Below are 19,852 nucleotides of genomic sequence, written 5' to 3' on the forward strand. Positions count from 1 at the left end.
CTGCCTGTCACGCAGGGGGTCGCGGGTTCGAGTCCCGTCCGTTCCGCCACTTATTTATATTAAGCCTGCTATATTAGCGGGCTTAATAGCGAGAAAGATTTAGGGGCGTAGCTCAGTTGGTAGAGCACCGGTCTCCAAAACCGGGTGTCGCGAGTTCGAGTCTCTCCGCCCCTGCCATATATAATCCTTTGCTTCGGCAAAGGATTTTTTTTGTCTTTAATTTCTCCCATCACTCTGCCTTTCCAGTTTTTTAGCCACTCCATCCATGGAGTCAGATCGCTATTCCAGGATGCTGCTTTTCAGGATCTCGCGAATATGTGCCTGCTTATCGCTATTTTGTAGCCAAATGGCATACAGAGGACGTGAAAGGGTCGCGCTATCGGTCACCGTGTGCAGGCCAGTTTTCTGCTGTGCCCAACTAACGGGTAACCAGGTACAACCATTCAAGGTAGTGAGCTGTTGATAAGCCAGTTCTGCGGAGCTCGTCGTCAGTAACGGTACATCATCGCTGCCGATCAAACCCACTTCGTTTTGCTGGAAGTCCGGTCCCCATTCCAGCCGCAGGTAGTTCAAATCATTCTTATTTTTTCCCGGCGCGGCACAATAGAGCGCCAGGGTGAAATGGCCCAATAACTGGCTGCTTAATTCATCCATCTTCGGTGATTCTGTGGTGATCAGGAGATCGAGCTGGCGTTCATGCAACTGCTTAACTAATGACTGGCGTTGAGCTATCCGAGCCTCAAATTGCAGGTTATAGGGATCTTTGTAGAGCGTCCCCAGCCAACCGTTCAATAGGCATTCCCATAGCGACGCGCTGGCGCCGATCGAAAACTCATTATGGCGAGAAGAGTGGGCGACCTCCTTACGCGCGGCCTGCCAGGTATTCATCAACGTTTCGGCATAGGGCAACAGTTTCTCACCGGCTGACGTCAGGCGAATATTGTTACGATGGCGGGTGAATAAATTTACGCCCAGCTGGTTCTCCAACTGACGAATGCGGAAGCTAACCGCTGATTGTGTTAAATAAAGCGCTTCCGCTGCCCGCCCAAAGTGGCGAGTTCTGCTCACTTCAAGGAAAGTTTTGAGCAATTCCGTGTCCACACTCTTCTCCGCAAAATTATTTGTCGTGATGATTTAAATGTTTTGTTTGACGCTCTGTCAAGCGTAACTAATACTCCGCGCCATAAATAGCTCGGCCAAAGAATCAGGAGCGTGTAGGATGGCGGAAAGCTTTACGACGACTAATCGTTTTTTCGACAATAAAAATTATCCACGCGGGTTCTCCCGTCACGGTGATTTCACCATCAAAGAGGCGCAACTGCTTGAACGTCATGGTTACGCCTTTAATGAGCTGGAATTGGGCAAACGCGAGCCTGTTACCGAAGATGAAAAACAATTCGTTGCGGTATGCCACGGCGAACGTGAGCCGGTGACCGAAGCGGAACGCGTTTGGATTAAGTATATGGCGCGAATCAAACGTCCGAAGCGTTTTCACACCTTATCTGGCGGTAAGCCGCAGGTTGAAGGCGCTGAAGACTACACTGAAAGCGACGATTAAAAAAAAGGGCGAAAGCCCTTTTTTTATGCCATTAGCGTCTGCAGGTGATTTAACATACGGTCGATAGCCCGGTAGCTTAGCGCCTCCTGCAAATGATGACGTTCGATATCCCTATCCTCATTAAGATCGGCGATAGTACGCGCAACTTTCAGTAAACGTTGCCATGCGCGGATTGAAAGCCCTAACAGTGAGAGCGTCTGTTCCAGCCATATCGCGTCGTCTTCTTTCAGCTTGCACCAGACTTTTATCTCCCCGCTGTCCAATTGTGCATTAAGTTTATTCTGCCGTGCGAGCTGTCTGTCGCGCGCCGCGAATACCCGTAGACGAATGGTGGCGCTTCGCTCTTCGCCAACGCCACCCCGGCTTAATACGCCCGGTGGAGGAAGTGGAATCTCAAGCGAGAGATCGAAGCGGTCGAGAAATGGCCCTGACAATCGGCCCAGGTAGCGCAGGGTCTGTTCCGGTGTGGCCCGATTATGCTGACCCTGGTAATGTCCTGTTGGGCTGGGATTCATGGCGGCAATCAACTGAAATCGCGCAGGATAGTCAATCTTAGCCCGAGTGCGGGAAAGATGAATTTTTCCTGATTCAATGGGCTCTCGTAGTGCATCCAGAACCCGACGCTCGAATTCAGGTAGTTCATCAAGAAACAGAATACCGTTATGCGCCAGGGAGATCTCCCCCGGGGCAGGGATTGAGCCGCCGCCGACCATCGCCGTTAGCGAAGCGCTGTGGTGAGGGGCACGAAAAGGCCGCCGACGCCACTGACGCGTAACGTAATGAGCATTGACGAGGCTGAGGATAGCCGCACTTTCCAGCGCTTCCTGGTTGCTTAGTGGCGGTAAAAGCCCCGGCAAACGGCTGGCGAGCATCGTCTTTCCTGTACCCGGTGGACCCATCAAAAGTAAATTATGACCGCCAGCTGCGACTATCTCCAGCGCGCGTTTTCCCTGCTGTTGGCCAATGACATCGCCGAGATCGTCATAATCGTCCTCTCCCGCAGTTATTTCACCAGTCGGCGGCTGCAGAGTATGTTTCCCTTCCAGAAACGCACAGACTTCCTGCAGGTGCCCTGCTATAAGGCACTCATTGCCGTTAATCAAGCCGACCTCTTCGGCGTTATCTCCAGCAACGACAATCTGCCTCCCGACTTTTATCGCTTCCATAGCGCTGGATATTGCCCCAGGAACGCCGCGTAACGCGCCTGTAAGCGCTAATTCGCCAATAAACTCATACTGATTAAGTTTCGGGGCGGCAAGCTGCTGCGAAGCGACCAGGAGCGCGAGAGCGATAGGTAAATCATATCTCCCGCCCTCTTTCGGCAGATCGGCTGGGGCAAGGTTTATGGTTATCTTCTTTGCCGGAAAGCTGTAGCCGCTGTTAATAATGGCGCTACGTACCCGATCGCGGGCTTCCTTTACCGTGGTTTCCGGCAGGCCGACCATCGTCAAACCAGGGAGTCCGTTGCTGATATGGACTTCGACGGTAATTAGCGGCGCGCTGACCCCGAGCGCCGCGCGGGTATAGACAATTGCGAGTGACATAACGCCTCCTGAGCGGAATGATTATGTCTATTCATAGAGTTTCATGAACCTGGGAATATTTAACTTTACGACGCCTGTTCCAGACAATTGTCTGCAAAGTTTTGCATTTTTATTATCTTGCGAGGGCATGCGCAAATCCGTCATGACGCCGTTTTAATGCCGTAAAACATGGATGCAAACGCGAGAATAAGCTGAATTTTTTTCATTTTATTTTTTTCTTTTTAAAAACAACTGGTTTAATAAAAATCGTTAGCAAGATCAGAAAATGGAACATAAAAAAATCTTGTGCTTAATGTGATGTCTGTGGTAACTCTTTAGGTATTCCTTCGAACAAGAAGCCAGAAAGAACAGAAAATGACAGCCCTTCTACGAGTGATTAGCCTGGTCGTGATTAGCGTGGTGGTGATTATTATCCCACCGTGCGGGGCTGCACTTGGACGAGGAAAGGCTTAGAAATCAAGCCTTAACGAACTAAGACCCCCGCACCGAAAGGTCCGGGGGTTTTTTTATAACTTAAAAAACATAAGCGAGGAGCAGAAGATGAGTTTTAGCATAAAATTCTGTTTCTCCCGATCTATGACGGGGAAGTAACTATGAACGGGGCGCAGTGGGTGGTACATGCTTTGCGAACACAGGGGGTCGACACGGTATTTGGCTATCCGGGTGGCGCGATTATGCCGGTTTACGATGCTTTGTATGACGGCGGCGTGGAACACCTGCTGTGTCGGCACGAGCAAGGCGCCGCAATGGCCGCCATCGGTTATGCCCGCGCGACCGGCAAAACTGGTGTTTGCATCGCCACTTCCGGCCCTGGCGCCACCAACCTGATCACCGGTTTGGCTGACGCATTACTTGATTCTGTACCTGTTGTCGCCATCACCGGTCAAGTGGCGGCGCCGTTTATCGGCACCGATGCTTTTCAGGAAGTGGACGTTCTCGGTTTGTCGCTGGCCTGCACCAAACACAGTTTCCTCGTGCAGTCGTTGGAAGAGCTGCCGCGCGTCATTGCGGAAGCTTTCCAGGTGGCAAACTCAGGCCGTCCTGGCCCGGTACTGGTTGATATTCCAAAAGATATCCAGTTGGCTAAAGGCGAATTAGATCCGCATTTCTCCACCGTCCCTGATGATGTTGAGTTCCCGCACACACAAGTCGAGCAGGCGTTAGCGATGCTTGCGCAGTCCCACAAGCCAATGCTGTACGTGGGCGGCGGTGTTGGAATGGCACAGGCGGTACCGGCCGTGCGCGAATTTCTGGCGGTGACGCAGATGCCGGTAACCTGCACTCTGAAAGGGTTGGGCGCCGTCGCCGCGGATTATCCGTATTACCTTGGCATGCTGGGTATGCACGGAACCAAGGCAGCAAACCTGGCGGTGCAGGAGTGCGATTTATTAATCGCCGTCGGCGCCCGTTTTGATGACCGGGTTACCGGCAAGCTGAATACCTTTGCCCCGCACGCCAAAGTAATCCATATGGATATTGACCCGGCCGAGCTGAACAAACTGCGCCAGGCGCACGTCGCCTTAACCGGAGATTTAAACGCCATGCTGCCGGCGTTGCAGCAGCCGTTGGCCATCGATGCGTGGCGCGAGCACAACGCGCAGCTGCGCGCGGAGCACGCCTGGCGTTACGATCATCCCGGCGAGGCAATCTACGCACCGCTGTTGCTCAAGCAGCTTTCCGATCGCAAACCGGCGGATTGCGTCGTGACGACCGATGTCGGCCAGCACCAAATGTGGTCGGCCCAGCACATGACCTATACCCGCCCGGAAAACTTCATCACTTCCAGCGGCCTCGGCACCATGGGTTTTGGTCTGCCGGCAGCCGTTGGCGCGCAGGTGGCTCGCCCGGACGATACGGTTATCTGTATCTCCGGCGATGGCTCTTTCATGATGAACGTGCAGGAGCTGGGCACCGTTAAGCGCAAGCAATTACCGTTGAAAATCGTGCTGCTGGATAACCAACGTTTAGGCATGGTTCGCCAGTGGCAGCAGCTGTTTTTCCAGGAGCGTTACAGCGAAACCACGCTTACCGATAATCCTGATTTTCTTACGCTGGCCAGCGCTTTTGGCATTCCAGGCCAGCACATCACCCGTAAAGACCAGGTTGAAGCGGCACTCGACACGATGCTTTCGAGCCAGGGGCCATACCTGCTTCATGTCTCAATCGATGAACTTGAGAATGTCTGGCCGTTGGTGCCGCCCGGCGCCAGTAATGCAGAAATGCTGGAGAAATTATCATGATGCAACATCAGGTCGCTTTACAGGCTCGCTTCAACCCCGAAACCTTAGAACGCGTGCTGCGCGTGGTGCGCCATCGCGGTTTTCAAATTTGCTCAATGAATATGGAAACCGCGTCGGATGCGCAAAACATAAATATCGAGCTGACCGTTGCCAGCCAGCGGCCCGTCGAATTACTGTTTAGTCAGTTACGCAAACTGGTCGACGTCGCCTGCGTCGAGATCCAGCAACCCACATCACAACAAATCCGCGCCTGAGCGCAGAGGAATAAAAACAATGACGACGAAGAAAGCTGATTACATTTGGTTCAATGGCGAGATGACCCCATGGGGCGAGGCGAAAGTACATGTCATGTCCCACGCGTTGCACTACGGGACTTCGGTATTCGAAGGTATCCGCTGCTACGATTCTCACAAAGGGCCAGTGGTGTTCCGCCATCGTGAACACATGCAGCGTCTGCATGATTCAGCAAAAATCTACCGTTTCCCGGTTTCTCAGAGCGTTGACGAGCTGATGGAAGCCTGCCGCGAAGTTATCCGTACCAATAAACTGACCAGCGCTTATATCCGTCCGCTGGTGTTTGTTGGCGATGTTGGCATGGGCGTTAACCCGCCGGACGGCTATAAAACCGACGTTATCATCGCGGCGTTCCCGTGGGGTGCATACCTTGGCGCAGAAGCGCTGGAGCAGGGGATCGATGCGATGGTTTCTTCCTGGAACCGCGCGGCGCCAAACACCATCCCAACCGCAGCGAAAGCGGGCGGCAACTATCTCTCCTCTCTGCTGGTCGGCAGCGAAGCGCGTCGTCACGGTTATCAGGAAGGTATCGCGCTGGACGTTAACGGCTATATCTCCGAAGGCGCAGGCGAAAACCTGTTTGAGGTGAAAGATGGCGTGCTGTTTACTCCGCCGTTTACCTCTTCCGCGCTGCCGGGTATCACCCGCGACGCCATCATCAAACTGGCGAAAGATCTCGGTATCGAAGTCCGCGAGCAGGTGCTGTCCCGCGAATCTCTGTACCTGGCGGATGAAGTGTTCATGTCCGGTACCGCTGCGGAAATCACGCCGGTACGCAGCGTTGACGGTATCCAGGTTGGCGCAGGCCGCCGTGGCCCGGTGACCAAACGCATTCAGGAAGCCTTCTTTGGCCTCTTCACCGGTGAAACGGAAGATAAATGGGGCTGGCTGGATCCGGTAAGTAAGTGATTAAAAATGGGACGGCACGCACCGTCCCATTGCATAAACAGAGATGGGAGTAAAAAGAGCATGCCTAAGTACCGTTCCGCCACCACCACACATGGCCGCAATATGGCGGGCGCCCGCGCGCTGTGGCGCGCAACCGGGATGACCGATGCCGATTTCGGCAAACCGATCATCGCCGTTGTTAACTCCTTTACCCAGTTTGTACCAGGGCACGTGCATCTGCGCGATCTCGGCAAACTGGTTGCCGAGCAAATTGAAGCTGCTGGCGGCGTTGCTAAAGAATTCAACACCATCGCGGTGGATGATGGGATCGCCATGGGGCACGGGGGTATGCTCTATTCACTGCCATCCCGCGAGCTCATCGCCGATTCAGTCGAGTACATGGTTAACGCCCACTGCGCCGATGCTATGGTCTGTATCTCTAACTGCGACAAAATCACCCCGGGGATGCTGATGGCCTCCCTGCGATTGAATATTCCGGTGATCTTTGTCTCCGGCGGTCCGATGGAAGCCGGGAAAACCAAGCTGTCTGACAAAATCATCAAGTTGGATCTGGTTGATGCCATGATCCAGGGGGCAGACCCGAAAGTCTCTGACGATCAGAGCGAACAGGTGGAGCGTTCCGCCTGTCCGACCTGCGGTTCGTGCTCGGGGATGTTCACCGCGAACTCAATGAACTGCCTGACCGAAGCATTAGGCCTGTCGCAGCCGGGTAATGGTTCTCTGCTGGCGACCCATGCCGACCGTAAAGCGCTGTTTCTCAACGCCGGTAAACGTATCGTTGAACTGACCAAACGCTACTACGAGCAGGACGACGCTTCCGCGCTACCGCGCAATATCGCCAGCAAGGCGGCATTTGAAAACGCCATGACTCTCGATATCGCAATGGGCGGCTCAACCAATACCGTACTGCACCTGCTGGCGGCGGCGCAGGAAGCCGAAATCGACTTCACCATGAGTGATATCGACAAGCTGTCCCGCAAAGTGCCGCAGCTGTGTAAGGTGGCGCCGAGTACGCAAAAATACCATATGGAAGACGTGCACCGCGCCGGTGGCGTGCTGGGTATCCTCGGCGAGCTGGATCGCGCGGGGTTACTCAACCGCGATGTTAAAAACGTCCTTGGCCTGACGCTGCCGCAGACCCTGGAACAGTACGATGTGATGGTGACCCAGGACGACGCGGTGAAAAAAATGTTCCGCGCCGGTCCGGCGGGGATCCGTACTACCCAGGCGTTCTCGCAGGATTGCCGCTGGGATACGCTGGATGACGATCGCGCTGAGGGATGTATCCGTTCTCTGGAACATGCCTACAGTAAAGACGGTGGCCTGGCAGTACTGTACGGTAACTTTGCCGAAAACGGCTGTATCGTCAAAACCGCTGGCGTCGACGATAGCATCCTGAAATTTACCGGCCCGGCGAAAGTTTATGAAAGCCAGGACGAAGCGGTTGAGGCTATCCTCGGCGGCAAAGTCGTGGAAGGCGACGTCGTGGTTATTCGCTATGAAGGGCCGAAAGGCGGGCCGGGAATGCAGGAGATGCTCTATCCGACCACTTTCCTGAAGTCCATGGGGCTTGGCAAAGCGTGCGCGTTGATCACCGATGGCCGCTTCTCCGGCGGCACCTCCGGGCTTTCCATCGGCCACGTATCGCCGGAAGCCGCGAGCGGCGGCAACATCGCTATCATCGAAGATGGCGACATGATTGCTATCGATATTCCGAACCGCGGTATTCAGCTGCAGCTCAGCGATGCCGAAATCGCTGCCCGTCGCGAAGCGCAAGAAGCGCGTGGCGATAAGGCGTGGACGCCGAAAGACCGCGAGCGCCAGGTCTCCTTCGCGCTGCGCGCTTACGCCAGCCTCGCGACCAGTGCCGACAAGGGCGCCGTGCGCGATAAATCAAAACTTGGGGGTTAATCATGGCCGAGTCGCAACCCCTATCCGCCGCCCCTGAGGGGGCGGAGTATCTCCGGGCGGTACTGCGCGCGCCGGTTTATGAAGCGGTGCAGAAAACCCCGCTGCAAAAAATGGACAAGCTCTCTTCGCGGCTGGATAACGTTATCCTGGTGAAACGCGAAGATCGCCAGCCGGTGCATAGCTTTAAGCTGCGCGGCGCCTACGCGATGATGTCCGGCCTGACGGCGGAACAAAAATCAAATGGCGTGATCACCGCTTCGGCGGGTAATCATGCGCAAGGCGTGGCGTTTTCTGCCTCCCGGCTGGGTGTTAAGGCGCTGATCGTGATGCCGGTAGCGACCGCCGATATCAAAGTCGATGCCGTTCGCGGCTTTGGCGGCGAAGTGCTACTGCACGGCGCCAACTTTGACGAAGCGAAAGCCCGCGCGATCGAGCTGGCGCAGCAGCAGGGGTTTACCTGGGTGCCGCCGTTCGATCACCCGATGGTCATCGCCGGTCAGGGAACGCTGGCGCTGGAGCTGCTGCAGCAGGATGCCCACATTGACCGCGTATTCGTCCCGGTTGGCGGTGGTGGTCTGGCGGCAGGCGTGGCGGTGCTTATCAAGCAGCTGATGCCGCAGATTAAAGTGATAGCGGTCGAAGCGGAAGATTCGGCGTGTCTGAAAGCGGCGCTGGATGCCGGTCACCCGGTGGATCTGCCGCGCGTCGGTTTGTTCGCTGAAGGCGTGGCGGTGAAGCGCATCGGCGATGAAACGTTCCGTGTATGCCAGGAGTATCTGGACGACATCATCACCGTCGATAGCGATGCTATCTGCGCGGCGATGAAAGATCTGTTCGAAGATGTGCGGGCGGTAGCGGAGCCCTCCGGCGCGCTGGCGCTGGCGGGGATGAAAAAGTATATCGCCCAGCATAACATCCGCGGCGAGCGTCTGGCTCACATCCTGTCCGGCGCCAACGTCAACTTCCACGGACTACGCTACGTTTCTGAGCGTTGCGAGCTCGGGGAGCAGCGCGAAGCGCTGCTGGCGGTGACGATACCGGAAGAGAAGGGTAGTTTTCTTAAGTTCTGCCAGCTACTGGGCGGCCGTTCGGTTACCGAGTTCAACTACCGTTTTGCCGATGCCAAAGATGCCTGTATTTTCGTTGGCGTGCGGCTGAGCCGCGGGCTGGATGAGCGTAAAGAGATCCTCGATTTACTGAGCGAAGGCGGCTACAGCGTGGTCGATCTTTCCGATGACGAAATGGCGAAACTGCACGTGCGCTATATGGTCGGCGGACGGCCGTCTAAACCGCTGCAGGAGCGCCTGTTTAGCTTCGAGTTCCCGGAATCACCAGGCGCGCTGCTCAAGTTTCTCCACACCCTCGGCACCCACTGGAATATTTCGCTGTTCCACTATCGTAGCCACGGCACCGATTTTGGCCGCGTTCTGGCGGCGTTTGAGCTTGGCGAGCATGAGCCGGACTTCGAAACCCGTCTTAATGAACTGGGCTACGAGTGTCATGACGAAACCCATAACCCGGCGTTCCGCTTTTTCCTCGCGGGCTAGTGGTTAGGCAGGATTTTCCAGAACGCATCAATAAGCGGCTCGTACAGCCGCTTTTTTTGTGCGCAGACGCCCAGCTCAAATGGCGTCTTCTCATCGCTGCGATCGAGGATCATCACGCGATTGCGGACCGGCTCGGGGCTGTTTTCCAGCACCACTTCCGGCAGTAGCGCCACGCCGCAGCCGAGGGCGACCATCGATACCATGGCTTCATGGCCGCCGACGGTGGCGTAAATGGATGGATTGCTGATTTTATGGCGACGGAACCACAGCTCGATGCGGCGGCGCACCGGGCCCTGATCGGCCATGATAAACGGCACCGTTGCCCAGTCGGGATGTTCGACCGTCACCTGATTGCGCACCGGGCAGGGCAACGCCGGGGCAATCAGTACCACCGCAAGATTTTCCAGCATCGAAAACGCCACCGAACCCGGCAGCGTCTCCGGCTTACCGGCAATGGCCAGATCGGCTTCCCCAGTGACCACTTTTTCCATCGCATCAGCGGCGTCGCCGGTCGATAACTTTATCTCTACCGAAGGATGCGCGGCGCGAAAGCGATCGAGAATCGGCGGCAAGTGACTGTAAGCGGCGGTCACGGAGCAGAAAATATGTAGCTCGCCGGAGAGCGACGGCCCCTGCTGGTCGATGGCGTGGCGCAGTTGCTGATACTGCAATAAGGTCTGCTGGGCAAAGGTGCGGAGTTCTTCGCCGGCCTCGGTTAGGGTCACGGTGCGATTATCGCGAACGAACAGCGGCTGGCCGAGGTCCTCTTCCAGGCGTTGAATCTGCCGCGAAAGCGTGGAGGGGCTGACATGCATAGCCCGCGCGCTGCGGCCAAAATGGCGGCTTTCCGCCAGATGCAGAAAGGTTTTCAGATCGCGTAAATCCATGGCTCAATCCCCTGAAAATAACGTTGCAGTTATTGCAATGTGATGTTGTGAATATATCAATTTTCGCAACGAAATTCCTGTCATATAGTGGGTTCATTCTCGCAAAACGCGAACCGAACAATAAGCACGACAACACAACATCACGAGGTATCACCATGGCTAACTACTTCAACACACTGAATCTGCGCCAGCAGCTGGCTCAGCTGGGCAAATGCCGCTTTATGGGGCGCGATGAATTTGCCGATGGCGCAAGCTATCTTCAGGGTAAAAAAGTAGTCATCGTCGGCTGTGGCGCGCAGGGCCTGAATCAGGGGCTGAACATGCGTGACTCCGGCCTGGATATCTCCTATGCGCTGCGTAAAGAAGCGATCGCCGAGAAGCGCGCATCCTGGCGTAAAGCGACGGAAAACGGCTTCAAAGTGGGTACCTATGAAGAGCTGATCCCGCAGGCTGACCTGGTCGTCAACCTGACTCCGGACAAACAGCACTCTGACGTTGTGCGTTCCGTACAGCCGCTGATGAAAGACGGCGCGGCGTTGGGTTACTCCCACGGCTTCAACATCGTTGAAGTGGGCGAGCAGATCCGCAAAGACATCACCGTGGTGATGGTGGCGCCGAAGTGCCCGGGTACCGAAGTTCGTGAAGAGTACAAACGCGGTTTCGGCGTGCCGACGCTTATCGCCGTACACCCGGAAAACGATCCGAAAGGCGAAGGTATGGCCATTGCTAAAGCGTGGGCAGCGGCGACCGGCGGCCATCGTGCGGGCGTTCTGGAATCCTCCTTCGTGGCGGAAGTAAAATCTGACCTGATGGGCGAGCAGACCATCCTCTGCGGTATGCTGCAGGCGGGTTCTCTGCTGTGCTTCGACAAGCTGGTGGCTGAAGGTACCGATCCGGCCTACGCGGAAAAACTGATTCAGTTCGGTTGGGAAACCATCACCGAAGCGCTGAAGCAAGGCGGCATCACCCTGATGATGGATCGCCTGTCTAATCCGGCGAAACTGCGTGCTTACGCGCTGTCAGAACAGCTGAAAGAGATCATGGCGCCGCTGTTCCAGAAACATATGGATGACATCATCTCCGGCGAATTCTCTTCCGGCATGATGGCTGACTGGGCGAACGACGACAAAAAACTGCTGACCTGGCGTGAAGAGACCGGTAAAACCGCGTTCGAAACCGCGCCGCAGTATGAAGGTAAAATCGGCGAGCAGGAGTACTTCGATAAAGGCGTTCTGATGATTGCAATGGTGAAAGCTGGCGTTGAACTGGCCTTCGAAACCATGGTTGATTCCGGCATCATCGAAGAGTCCGCTTACTACGAATCGCTGCACGAGCTGCCGCTTATCGCCAACACAATCGCCCGTAAGCGCCTGTATGAAATGAACGTGGTTATCTCCGATACCGCGGAGTACGGTAACTACCTGTTCTCTTATGCTTGCGTACCGCTGCTGAAAGAGTTCATGACCACTCTGCAGACCGGCGACCTGGGCAAAGCGATTGCCGAAGGCGCGGTAGATAACGCTCAGCTGCGCGACGTGAACGAAGCGATTCGCAGCCACGCTATCGAAGCGGTGGGTAAAAAACTGCGCGGTTATATGACCGATATGAAGCGTATCGCGGTTGCCGGCTGATTCCTCGTCGTCTTTCGACTTGCCGATGCGTTGGCTACGGTACGTACACCCCAGTCACATAGGAATCTATGTTCCTGGGGATGTACTTCCTTACCGCCTTCCGGCAAGCCGAAATCCATAGAGGAATGGATTTGTTTAGTAGGCCTGATAAGCGAAGCGCCATCAGGCAAAAACCCGGAGATTAAGATCCCCGGGTTTTTTTATTATTTCCGGTACAGCACTTTGATGATGTGGTAACCGAACTGGGTATGCAGCGGGCCGGTTGGCTCCAGTTCCGGGCAGGAGAAAACCACTTTATCGAATGCCGGAACCATCTGGCCCTGGCGGAATTCGCCCAGATCGCCGCCGCGTTTTCCTGACGGGCAGATAGAGTGTTTTTTCGCCAGCTTGCCGAAGTCGGCGCCGTTTTTGAGCTGCTCAAGCAGATCGAGAGCCAGTTTCTCTTCTTTTACCAGGATATGCAGTGCTGCCGCTGTTTTAGCCATGATTGCGCCTTGATTGAGTTGGGATAAATCAGGGCGCCATAGTAACACGCGCTAGCGGCGATACAGCACCTTGATGATATGGTAGCCAAATTTGGTTTGTACCGGGCCATAGGGTTTGAGCAGCGGACAGCTGAACACGGCTTTATCAAACGGAGCGACCATCGCGCCCTGCTGGAACTCCCCCAAATCGCCGCCATGGAGTCCGGACGGACATTTTGAGTAGCGCTTTGCCAGATGATCGAAGCTGACGCCCCGTTCCAGCTTGGCGAGGATCTCGTGTGCCAGTTTTTCTTCTTTGACCAGAATATGCAGGGCCGCTGCGCTTTTTGCCATTACCGGAGCCTCAGGATGAATTGCGTGGCTGACACTTTACCATCAGCCGGTAAATCTCGGCCTCGCTTTCTGCTACAATCCACACCCCGTTCGAAGATTGAGCAATATTCCCATGCGTTTAAACCCTGGCCAACAACAAGCCGTCGAATTCGTTACCGGACCGTGCCTGGTGCTGGCGGGCGCCGGTTCCGGTAAGACCCGCGTTATTACGAATAAAATCGCCCACCTGATCCGCGGCTGCGGTTATCAGGCGCGCCATATCGCGGCCGTCACCTTTACTAACAAGGCCGCCCGCGAAATGAAAGAGCGCGTCGGGCAAACGCTGGGGCGAAAAGAGGCGCGCGGGCTGATGATTTCCACCTTCCACACCCTGGGGCTGGATATCATCAAACGTGAATACGCCGCGCTGGGAATGAAATCCAACTTTTCCTTGTTCGATGATACCGACCAGGTCGCGCTGCTCAAAGAGCTCACCGAAGGGTTGATCGAAGATGACAAAGTGGTGTTGCAGCAGCTTATCTCGACGATCTCCAACTGGAAAAACGATCTGAAAACGCCGGCGCAGGCGGCGGCTGGCGCGAAAGGCGAACGGGACCGCATCTTCGCCCACTGCTATGGGCTCTATGATGCGCATATGAAGGCCTGCAACGTCCTTGATTTTGACGATCTTATTCTACTGCCGACGCTTCTGTTGCAGCGCAATGAAGAGGTGCGCGAACGCTGGCAGAACAAGATCCGTTACCTGCTGGTGGATGAGTATCAGGATACCAACACCAGCCAGTATGAGCTGGTGAAGCTGCTGGTGGGGCAGCGCGCGCGCTTTACCGTGGTGGGTGATGATGACCAGTCGATTTACTCGTGGCGCGGCGCGCGGCCGCAGAACCTGGTGCTGTTAAGCCAGGATTTTCCGGCGCTGCAGGTGATCAAGCTTGAACAGAACTACCGTTCATCAGGGCGTATTCTGAAGGCTGCCAACATTTTGATCGCCAATAACCCGCACGTGTTTGAAAAGCGGCTGTTCTCGGAACTTGGCTACGGTACCGAGCTGAAAGTGCTCTCCGCCAATAACGAAGATCATGAAGCGGAGCGCGTCGCTGGCGAACTGATTGCCCACCACTTTATTAATAAAACAAACTACAAAGATTACGCCATCCTTTATCGCGGCAATCACCAGTCGCGGGTCTTTGAAAAGATGCTGATGCAGAACCGCATCCCGTACAAAATCTCGGGCGGCACCTCGTTCTTCTCGCGTCCGGAAATTAAAGATCTGCTGGCCTATCTGCGCGTACTCACCAACCCGGATGACGACAGCGCCTTCCTGCGTATCGTCAATACGCCGAAGCGAGAGATTGGTCCGGCGACCTTGCAAAAACTGGGCGAATGGGCGATGAGCCGCAATAAAGGCTTATTCACCGCCAGCTTTGATATGGGGTTAAGCCAGACGCTGACCGGGCGCGGGTATGAATCCCTCACTCGTTTCACCCACTGGCTGCGGGAAATTCAGCAACTGGCCGAGCGTGAACCAGTCAATGCCGTGCGGGATTTAATTCGCGGGATTGATTATGAGTCCTGGCTATATGAAACCTCGCCGAGCCCGAAAGCCGCGGAAATGCGGATGAAAAACGTCAACCAGCTGTTCACCTGGATGACCGAAATGCTGGAAGGCAGCGAGATAGATGAGCCGATGACGCTGACGCAGGTGGTTACCCGCTTTACCCTGCGCGATATGATGGAACGCGGCGAATCGGATGAAGAGCTGGATCAGGTGCAGTTGATGACCCTGCATGCCTCAAAAGGGCTGGAGTTCCCGTATGTTTACCTGGTGGGAATGGAAGAGGGATTGCTGCCGCATCAGAGCAGTATCGATGAAGATAATGTTGATGAAGAACGGCGTCTGGCCTATGTAGGTATCACGCGCGCGCAGAAAGAGTTGACCTTTACGCTCTGTAAGGAGCGTCGTCAGTATGGCGAGCTGGTACGCCCGGAGCCGAGCCGTTTTCTGCTTGAGCTCCCGCAAGACGATCTGATTTGGGAGCAGGAGCGGAAAGTCATCTCTGCGGAAGAACGTATGCATAAAGGCCAGGCCAACGTTGCGAATATCAAGGCGATGCTGGCGAAGGCGAAAAAGGGCTAACGTTTCAGGCGACAAACTGCTGCCAGGCGGTGGAAAATGGCATCACCAGCAGCAGTGACGGCAGCATGTTGGCGGTGGGGAAATGGCGAATACCGCAAAGCCGAAAACCGGTCGCCAGCATAATAATACCGCCGCAGGCAGTAAAATCAGCGATCATCGATGGGCTTATCAACGTCATAATAAACGTGGCGGCGAAGAACAGAATCACGAAGATGATCAGCTGGGGAATAAAAATCGCGGTGATAATGTAGCCCAGCGTCGAAGCGAAAATGGCGGCGGTGAAAAAGTCGAGTATCGACTTGGTCAGCAGAATGGTCGGGTCGCCGGTCATCCCTTCGGTTAGGGCGCCAAAAATACCGGTACCGCTGGCGCAGAACAGGATCAGCACCGCGATAAACTGGTTCATAAAATCCTCCGCTTCTACGCCTGCGTTGTTTTGGCCTGGAAAAATGCGCTCGATGGGCGTTCGCAGCTGTGTTCCCGCCCGCTCAATCCACTTCTCAATATTCAACAGGCCGCCAATAATCGTGCCGATGATAACGGCCAGCGCAATGGGTGGCAGATTGATGAGTTTGTTAAGGAAGAACACGCCCATACTGATAGAGATTAACCCGGAAATAAGCGGTAGCGTTTTCTTAAAGTGATCCGGGATAAATCGGTTGAGTGAGGCGCCTGCAATCGCGCCGACGAGTAATGAACCGCTGCAAACAAAAATACCTACCGGCATAGTATATTCTCCCTGTAATAAAACCAGGGCCTGAGAACAGGCCCTGTCGATTTATTTTTTATTATTTGATATTAAATACGCGGCTGGCATTGCCCCAGGCTATTTTTTCTTTCAGCCCTTCATCCATTTCTAACGGATCAAACCAGTCGCAGGCCTGATGAATATCTTCATAAGGGTAATCAACGGAGAACATCACGCGATCGGCACCCATTACTTCAATCGCATTATTTAGCGAGTGAGTATTAAAATGACCGCTGGTGGTGACAATAAAGTTATTTTGCAGATAGTGCATTAACGGTTTTTCCGCCTTGCCCAAACCGCAGCCGAAACGCTGACGATAGAGGCGATGTTGAGTGCGCGGCAGCATGTGTACCAGCCCTTCACCGAGGTGTCCCAGCACCAGGTTAAGATTCGGATAACGGTCGAACAGGCCGCTCATCATCAGGCGAATAGCGTGAACGGCGGTTTCCTGCGCAAAGCCCCAGGCGGAACCGATTAGGCTTTCGTAACCGGTATAAATCCCGCGCGCCGGGCCTTCCAGCGGTTCACGCGGATGCAGGTACACCGGCACGTTTAGCTCGTTGACTTTATCCCAGAATACCAGCATGGATTCATCATCAAGATACAGGCCATGTTCGCTGTCTTTGACGTTGGTGTAGCCGTTAATCAGCGCGCCTTTCATGCCCAGTTTTTTCACCGCGCGCTCCAGCTCTTCCGCCGCAGCTTCCGGGTTTTGTAACGCCAGCGTGGCGAACGCGCTAAATTTATCCGGATTCGGTTTTACATAATTATCAACGATAAAGTCGTTAGTGTCGCGAGCGAAAGAGACCGCTTTGGCTTTATCTAAAATAGATTGCGCGCCGGGTGAAGTCAGAGAAAGAATAACGTGGTCAATATTACGTTGCGCCATTTCTTCGAGTTGAATGCTGCGGTCAAGCAGGCGGCGCTCTACGTCTTGCATATATTCGCTACCGTTACGGTTAGCTTCGCCGGTCGAATCCCATAAACGGTTATTTTCAGGAGTAGATACATGTTCTTCTAAAGCGATTTTTCCGCGCATGATAGGTTCCTTTATTTATTCGGTCGATATGAACTGATGCGGGGAGATTAAAATGTTTGACGTATTGACAGCAATAAACCAAATAGAATATAGCGTATCAGAAATCCTAATACAGCCGCTTATTTTATGATTTAAATGCTAATAGAACCGCCTGAGGCGGCAAGATCTACAATCTGCTTGCGCAGCCAGATATGCCCAGGATCGCGGTGCAGACGCTGGTGCCAGACCTGGCGAATCGCGATGTTAGCCAGTGAGAAAGGTAGCGGCCAGCTGCGGCAGGGGTAACGCCTGGTGATGTGGCGCGCCAGCTGTTCCGGCACCACCGCGATCATCTCGCTGCCGGCAACCAGCTCGCCCGCGCCTAAAAAGCTGGGCAGCGTCAATGCGATGCGCCGCGGCATACTGTGTTCCGCCAGCAGTTTATCAATGTCGCCGTGGGCGGTGCCGTTGACGCGAACCGCAAGGTGCTTTTCCTGACGCCAGTCTTCGGTGCTGAACCGATGACGAATGCGCGGGTGATTGTCCGCTGCCAGACAAACATACGACTGATCGAACAGATGCTGCTGATAGACGCTATCCGGCAGTTGGGTAAGATAGCCGATCGCCAAATCACATTTACCTGATTCCAGCGCGCTAAGCGTCTGATCGTCAATATTCAGCACCGTAAAGGTGATGCCGCTGGCGTCCAGCCGCTGGAGCTGGCTTTGCAGCAAAGGAAGAAGCGTCATCTGGCTGATATCGGTCATGCCGATGGTGAAGTTACGGTTGCTCTCTTGTGGGATAAATTCCGGCTTAGCCGTCAGATCGGTATCGGCCAGTTGCAAAAGAGTAAAAATGGTGGGGGCGATAGCGTCCGCGCGCGGCGTTGGCGCCATGCGTTGTCCAACGCGCACAAACAGCGGGTCGTCAAAGTGCTCGCGTAGCTTTTTTAGCAGCAGGCTACCGGTTGGCTGACTGATATCGAGCGCTTCCGCTGCCGGAGAGACATTCCCCAAACGGTAGAGCGCGGAGAAAAAGCGTAGTGATTTGAAATCCAGTTCTTCCCGCATGCGCCCTCCTGGCTGGAAATTACCTCGCCGCGTCGTCGTTGATCAACAGCGCCCAGTGGACATAGCTCTGCCACTGACACTCTTGCTCGACCATTTCCCGGCCCAGCGGATGTTCCTTTAGCCAGTCATCCGGCAGCGTCAGCGTCAGTTTTTCGTCGTCGGCGGCAAGTTGAATGGCTGGCAGGAGATCGTCGCGCCGGCGGCTGGCAAACAGAATCGCCAGTCGCAGCAGGCGACACAAATGTTCAGCAACGCGCGGCGGTACCGCGTTTTGCTGATGGAGCGAAGAAAGATCGATGGCGTTAGTCTGGTTGAGCAGCAGCGTGGCGATGAGCTTCTTCTGCGCCGGGGTAAAACCGGGCAGGTCGAGGTTATTGACCAGATAGGCGGCGTGCTGCGGCGCGCGTTTGAAATCGACGCTCAGGCCAATTTCATGAAGCGCACAGGCGCTGACGAGTAAATCGCGGCTTAGCGGATCCAGCTCCCAGCCGCTGTCCAGTTGATCAACCAGATGGGTGGCCAGATTAGCAACACGTTGCGCCTGTTCAGTATCGATCATAAAGCGCCGCTGAATATTACGCAGCGTGCGGCTACGAATATCCTGATCGACAGAAAGGTGCAACATGCCGTAGACCAGGCCTTCGCGTAATGCGCCGCCAGCCAGCGTCATGCACTGAATATTCAGTTCGCTAAAGATAGCAATCAGAATGGCAAGGCCGCTCGGAAAAACCAGTGCGCGTTCGAGCGTCAGCCCTTCGATTTCCAGCTCTTCGAGTCGGCCGCACTGGATGGCGCGCTGCTTAAGCTGCTGTAGCTTGCTGAGGGTGATGCGCTCATCCATTCCCTGCGCCATCATAATTTCCTGCAGCGCCTGCACGGTGCCTGAAGCGCCGACGCACACTTTCCAGCCGTGGTAACGCAGGACATCAGCGATTGGAAGCAGCACATCGCGCGCCGCCGCTTCAGCGAGATCGAAGTTTTCTTTCGTCAGGCTACGGTCGGCAAAGTAGCGTTCAAGCCAGGTGACGCAGCCCATCGACAGGCTGAACAGCGAGGTCGTTTGCGCGCCGGTGCCGGTCACCAGTTCAGTGCTGGCGCCACCGATATCCACCACCAGACGCTGATCGGCGCCGCCGGTGGTATGGGCTACGCCCTGGTAGATCAGGCGGGCTTCTTCCTCACCGCTAATCACCTGGACGGGGCAACCGAGGATTTCCTGCGCTTTCGCCAGAAATTCGCCGGCGTTGACCGCCAGACGCAGGGTGGCGGTGGCGACGACGCGAATTTGCGCCGAAGGAATATCCTGCAGACGTTCGGCAAACAGGCGTAAGCACTGCCAGCCGCGCTCCATCGCTTCTGCGGAGAGCGCATTGTCGCTATTCAGGCCGGCAGCCAGACGCACCTTGCGCTTAATGCGGCTCAGGGTCTGAATACTGCCCGCCACCTCGCGCACCACCAACATATGAAAACTATTGGAGCCAAGGTCGATGGCGGCATACAGCGAGGTGGAACTCATACTCTTCATCTTTCAGGCAGCTCCTGT

18 protein-coding genes and 1 tRNA gene are annotated in these 19,852 nt (G+C 55.1%); 10 read left to right on the forward strand and 9 right to left on the reverse strand.

Annotation, left to right across the window (positions count from 1 at the left end):
- The first annotated feature begins 101 nt into the window (after window positions 1–101).
- Window positions 102–177 (forward strand) — tRNA-Trp (locus ABLU78_RS15265).
- Window positions 178–279: 102 nt separating this feature from the next.
- Here ABLU78_RS15265 and hdfR read toward each other — a convergent pair.
- Entirely contained in the window at window positions 280–1,101 is an 822-nt protein-coding gene (gene hdfR, locus ABLU78_RS15270; RefSeq protein ID WP_015703960.1) for an HTH-type transcriptional regulator HdfR, read from the reverse strand.
- Between the two features lie 118 nt (window positions 1,102–1,219).
- Here hdfR and ABLU78_RS15275 point away from each other — a divergent pair, with 118 nt between their 5' ends.
- A complete protein-coding gene (locus ABLU78_RS15275; protein WP_015368901.1) occupies window positions 1,220–1,558 on the forward strand; it encodes a DUF413 domain-containing protein in 339 nt (112 codons plus the stop codon).
- Between the two features lie 23 nt (window positions 1,559–1,581).
- Here ABLU78_RS15275 and ABLU78_RS15280 read toward each other — a convergent pair whose 3' ends face one another.
- A complete protein-coding gene (locus ABLU78_RS15280) occupies window positions 1,582–3,102 on the reverse strand; it encodes a YifB family Mg chelatase-like AAA ATPase (RefSeq protein ID WP_020077608.1) in 1,521 nt (506 codons plus the stop codon).
- A 354-nt stretch (window positions 3,103–3,456) separates the two neighbouring features.
- Between ABLU78_RS15280 and ilvL the strand changes: the two genes are divergently transcribed.
- The 6 genes from ilvL (at window position 3,457) to ilvA (ending at window position 10,003) form a co-directional block, all read left to right on the forward strand.
- A complete protein-coding gene (gene ilvL, locus ABLU78_RS15285; RefSeq protein ID WP_001311244.1) occupies window positions 3,457–3,555 on the forward strand; it encodes an ilv operon leader peptide in 99 nt (32 codons plus the stop codon).
- A 140-nt stretch (window positions 3,556–3,695) separates the two neighbouring features.
- Entirely contained in the window at window positions 3,696–5,342 is a 1,647-nt protein-coding gene (gene ilvG / locus ABLU78_RS15290) for an acetolactate synthase 2 catalytic subunit (RefSeq protein ID WP_015368898.1), read from the forward strand.
- Window positions 5,339–5,596, forward strand: coding sequence for an acetolactate synthase 2 small subunit (ilvM, locus tag ABLU78_RS15295; protein ID WP_015368897.1), 258 nt, complete (start codon window positions 5,339–5,341; stop codon window positions 5,594–5,596). The genes ilvG and ilvM overlap by 4 nt, the downstream gene beginning before the upstream one ends.
- Window positions 5,597–5,615: 19 nt before the next feature.
- Window positions 5,616–6,545 (forward strand): branched-chain amino acid transaminase, encoded by a 930-nt coding sequence (locus tag ABLU78_RS15300; RefSeq protein WP_008807980.1) that lies wholly within the window; start codon window positions 5,616–5,618, stop codon window positions 6,543–6,545.
- 60 nt (window positions 6,546–6,605) lie between these two features.
- A complete protein-coding gene (ilvD, locus tag ABLU78_RS15305) occupies window positions 6,606–8,456 on the forward strand; it encodes a dihydroxy-acid dehydratase (protein ID WP_015368896.1) in 1,851 nt (616 codons plus the stop codon).
- Window positions 8,457–8,458: 2 nt separating this feature from the next.
- Window positions 8,459–10,003, forward strand: coding sequence for a threonine ammonia-lyase, biosynthetic (ilvA, locus tag ABLU78_RS15310; RefSeq protein WP_015368895.1), 1,545 nt, complete (start codon window positions 8,459–8,461; stop codon window positions 10,001–10,003).
- On the opposite strand, the gene ilvY is transcribed toward ilvA, so the two are convergent.
- Window positions 10,000–10,890, reverse strand: a complete 891-nt coding sequence (gene ilvY, locus ABLU78_RS15315; RefSeq protein ID WP_015703964.1) for an HTH-type transcriptional activator IlvY — start codon at window positions 10,888–10,890, stop codon at window positions 10,000–10,002. The genes ilvA and ilvY overlap by 4 nt on opposite strands.
- Before the next feature lie 155 nt (window positions 10,891–11,045).
- Here ilvY and ilvC point away from each other — a divergent pair, with 155 nt between their 5' ends.
- Window positions 11,046–12,521, forward strand: a complete 1,476-nt coding sequence (gene ilvC / locus ABLU78_RS15320) for a ketol-acid reductoisomerase (protein ID WP_015703965.1) — start codon at window positions 11,046–11,048, stop codon at window positions 12,519–12,521.
- 203 nt (window positions 12,522–12,724) lie between these two features.
- Here ilvC and ppiC (ABLU78_RS15325) read toward each other — a convergent pair whose 3' ends face one another.
- Window positions 12,725–13,006, reverse strand: a complete 282-nt coding sequence (ppiC, locus tag ABLU78_RS15325) for a peptidylprolyl isomerase PpiC (protein ID WP_002883180.1) — start codon at window positions 13,004–13,006, stop codon at window positions 12,725–12,727.
- A gap of 51 nt (window positions 13,007–13,057) precedes the next feature.
- Window positions 13,058–13,339 (reverse strand): peptidylprolyl isomerase PpiC, encoded by a 282-nt coding sequence (ppiC, locus tag ABLU78_RS15330; RefSeq protein ID WP_048230017.1) that lies wholly within the window; start codon window positions 13,337–13,339, stop codon window positions 13,058–13,060.
- Between the two features lie 112 nt (window positions 13,340–13,451).
- On the opposite strand from ppiC (ABLU78_RS15330), the gene rep reads away from it, so the two are divergent.
- The gene (gene rep, locus ABLU78_RS15335; protein WP_015368891.1) at window positions 13,452–15,473 is read left to right on the forward strand and encodes a DNA helicase Rep; all 2,022 of its coding nucleotides are present in this window, start codon (window positions 13,452–13,454) and stop codon (window positions 15,471–15,473) included.
- A gap of 4 nt (window positions 15,474–15,477) precedes the next feature.
- Here the strand turns inward: rep and ABLU78_RS15340 are convergent, their stop codons facing one another.
- From ABLU78_RS15340 to gppA, 4 genes are all read right to left on the reverse strand, one after another.
- A complete protein-coding gene (locus ABLU78_RS15340; protein WP_015368890.1) occupies window positions 15,478–16,200 on the reverse strand; it encodes a DUF554 domain-containing protein in 723 nt (240 codons plus the stop codon).
- Window positions 16,201–16,261: 61 nt separating this feature from the next.
- The gene (locus ABLU78_RS15345; RefSeq protein WP_015368889.1) at window positions 16,262–17,260 is read right to left on the reverse strand and encodes an amidohydrolase family protein; all 999 of its coding nucleotides are present in this window, start codon (window positions 17,258–17,260) and stop codon (window positions 16,262–16,264) included.
- Window positions 17,261–17,391: 131 nt separating this feature from the next.
- The gene (locus ABLU78_RS15350) at window positions 17,392–18,309 is read right to left on the reverse strand and encodes a LysR family transcriptional regulator (protein ID WP_048230019.1); all 918 of its coding nucleotides are present in this window, start codon (window positions 18,307–18,309) and stop codon (window positions 17,392–17,394) included.
- 19 nt (window positions 18,310–18,328) lie between these two features.
- The gene (gppA, locus tag ABLU78_RS15355; RefSeq protein WP_020077605.1) at window positions 18,329–19,834 is read right to left on the reverse strand and encodes a guanosine-5'-triphosphate,3'-diphosphate diphosphatase; all 1,506 of its coding nucleotides are present in this window, start codon (window positions 19,832–19,834) and stop codon (window positions 18,329–18,331) included.
- Window positions 19,835–19,852 lie beyond the last annotated feature (18 nt).

It is taken from the genome of Klebsiella sp. JN_Kp122, assembly GCF_040062085.1.
Classification (GTDB): Bacteria; Pseudomonadota; Gammaproteobacteria; order Enterobacterales; family Enterobacteriaceae; genus Klebsiella; species Klebsiella aerogenes.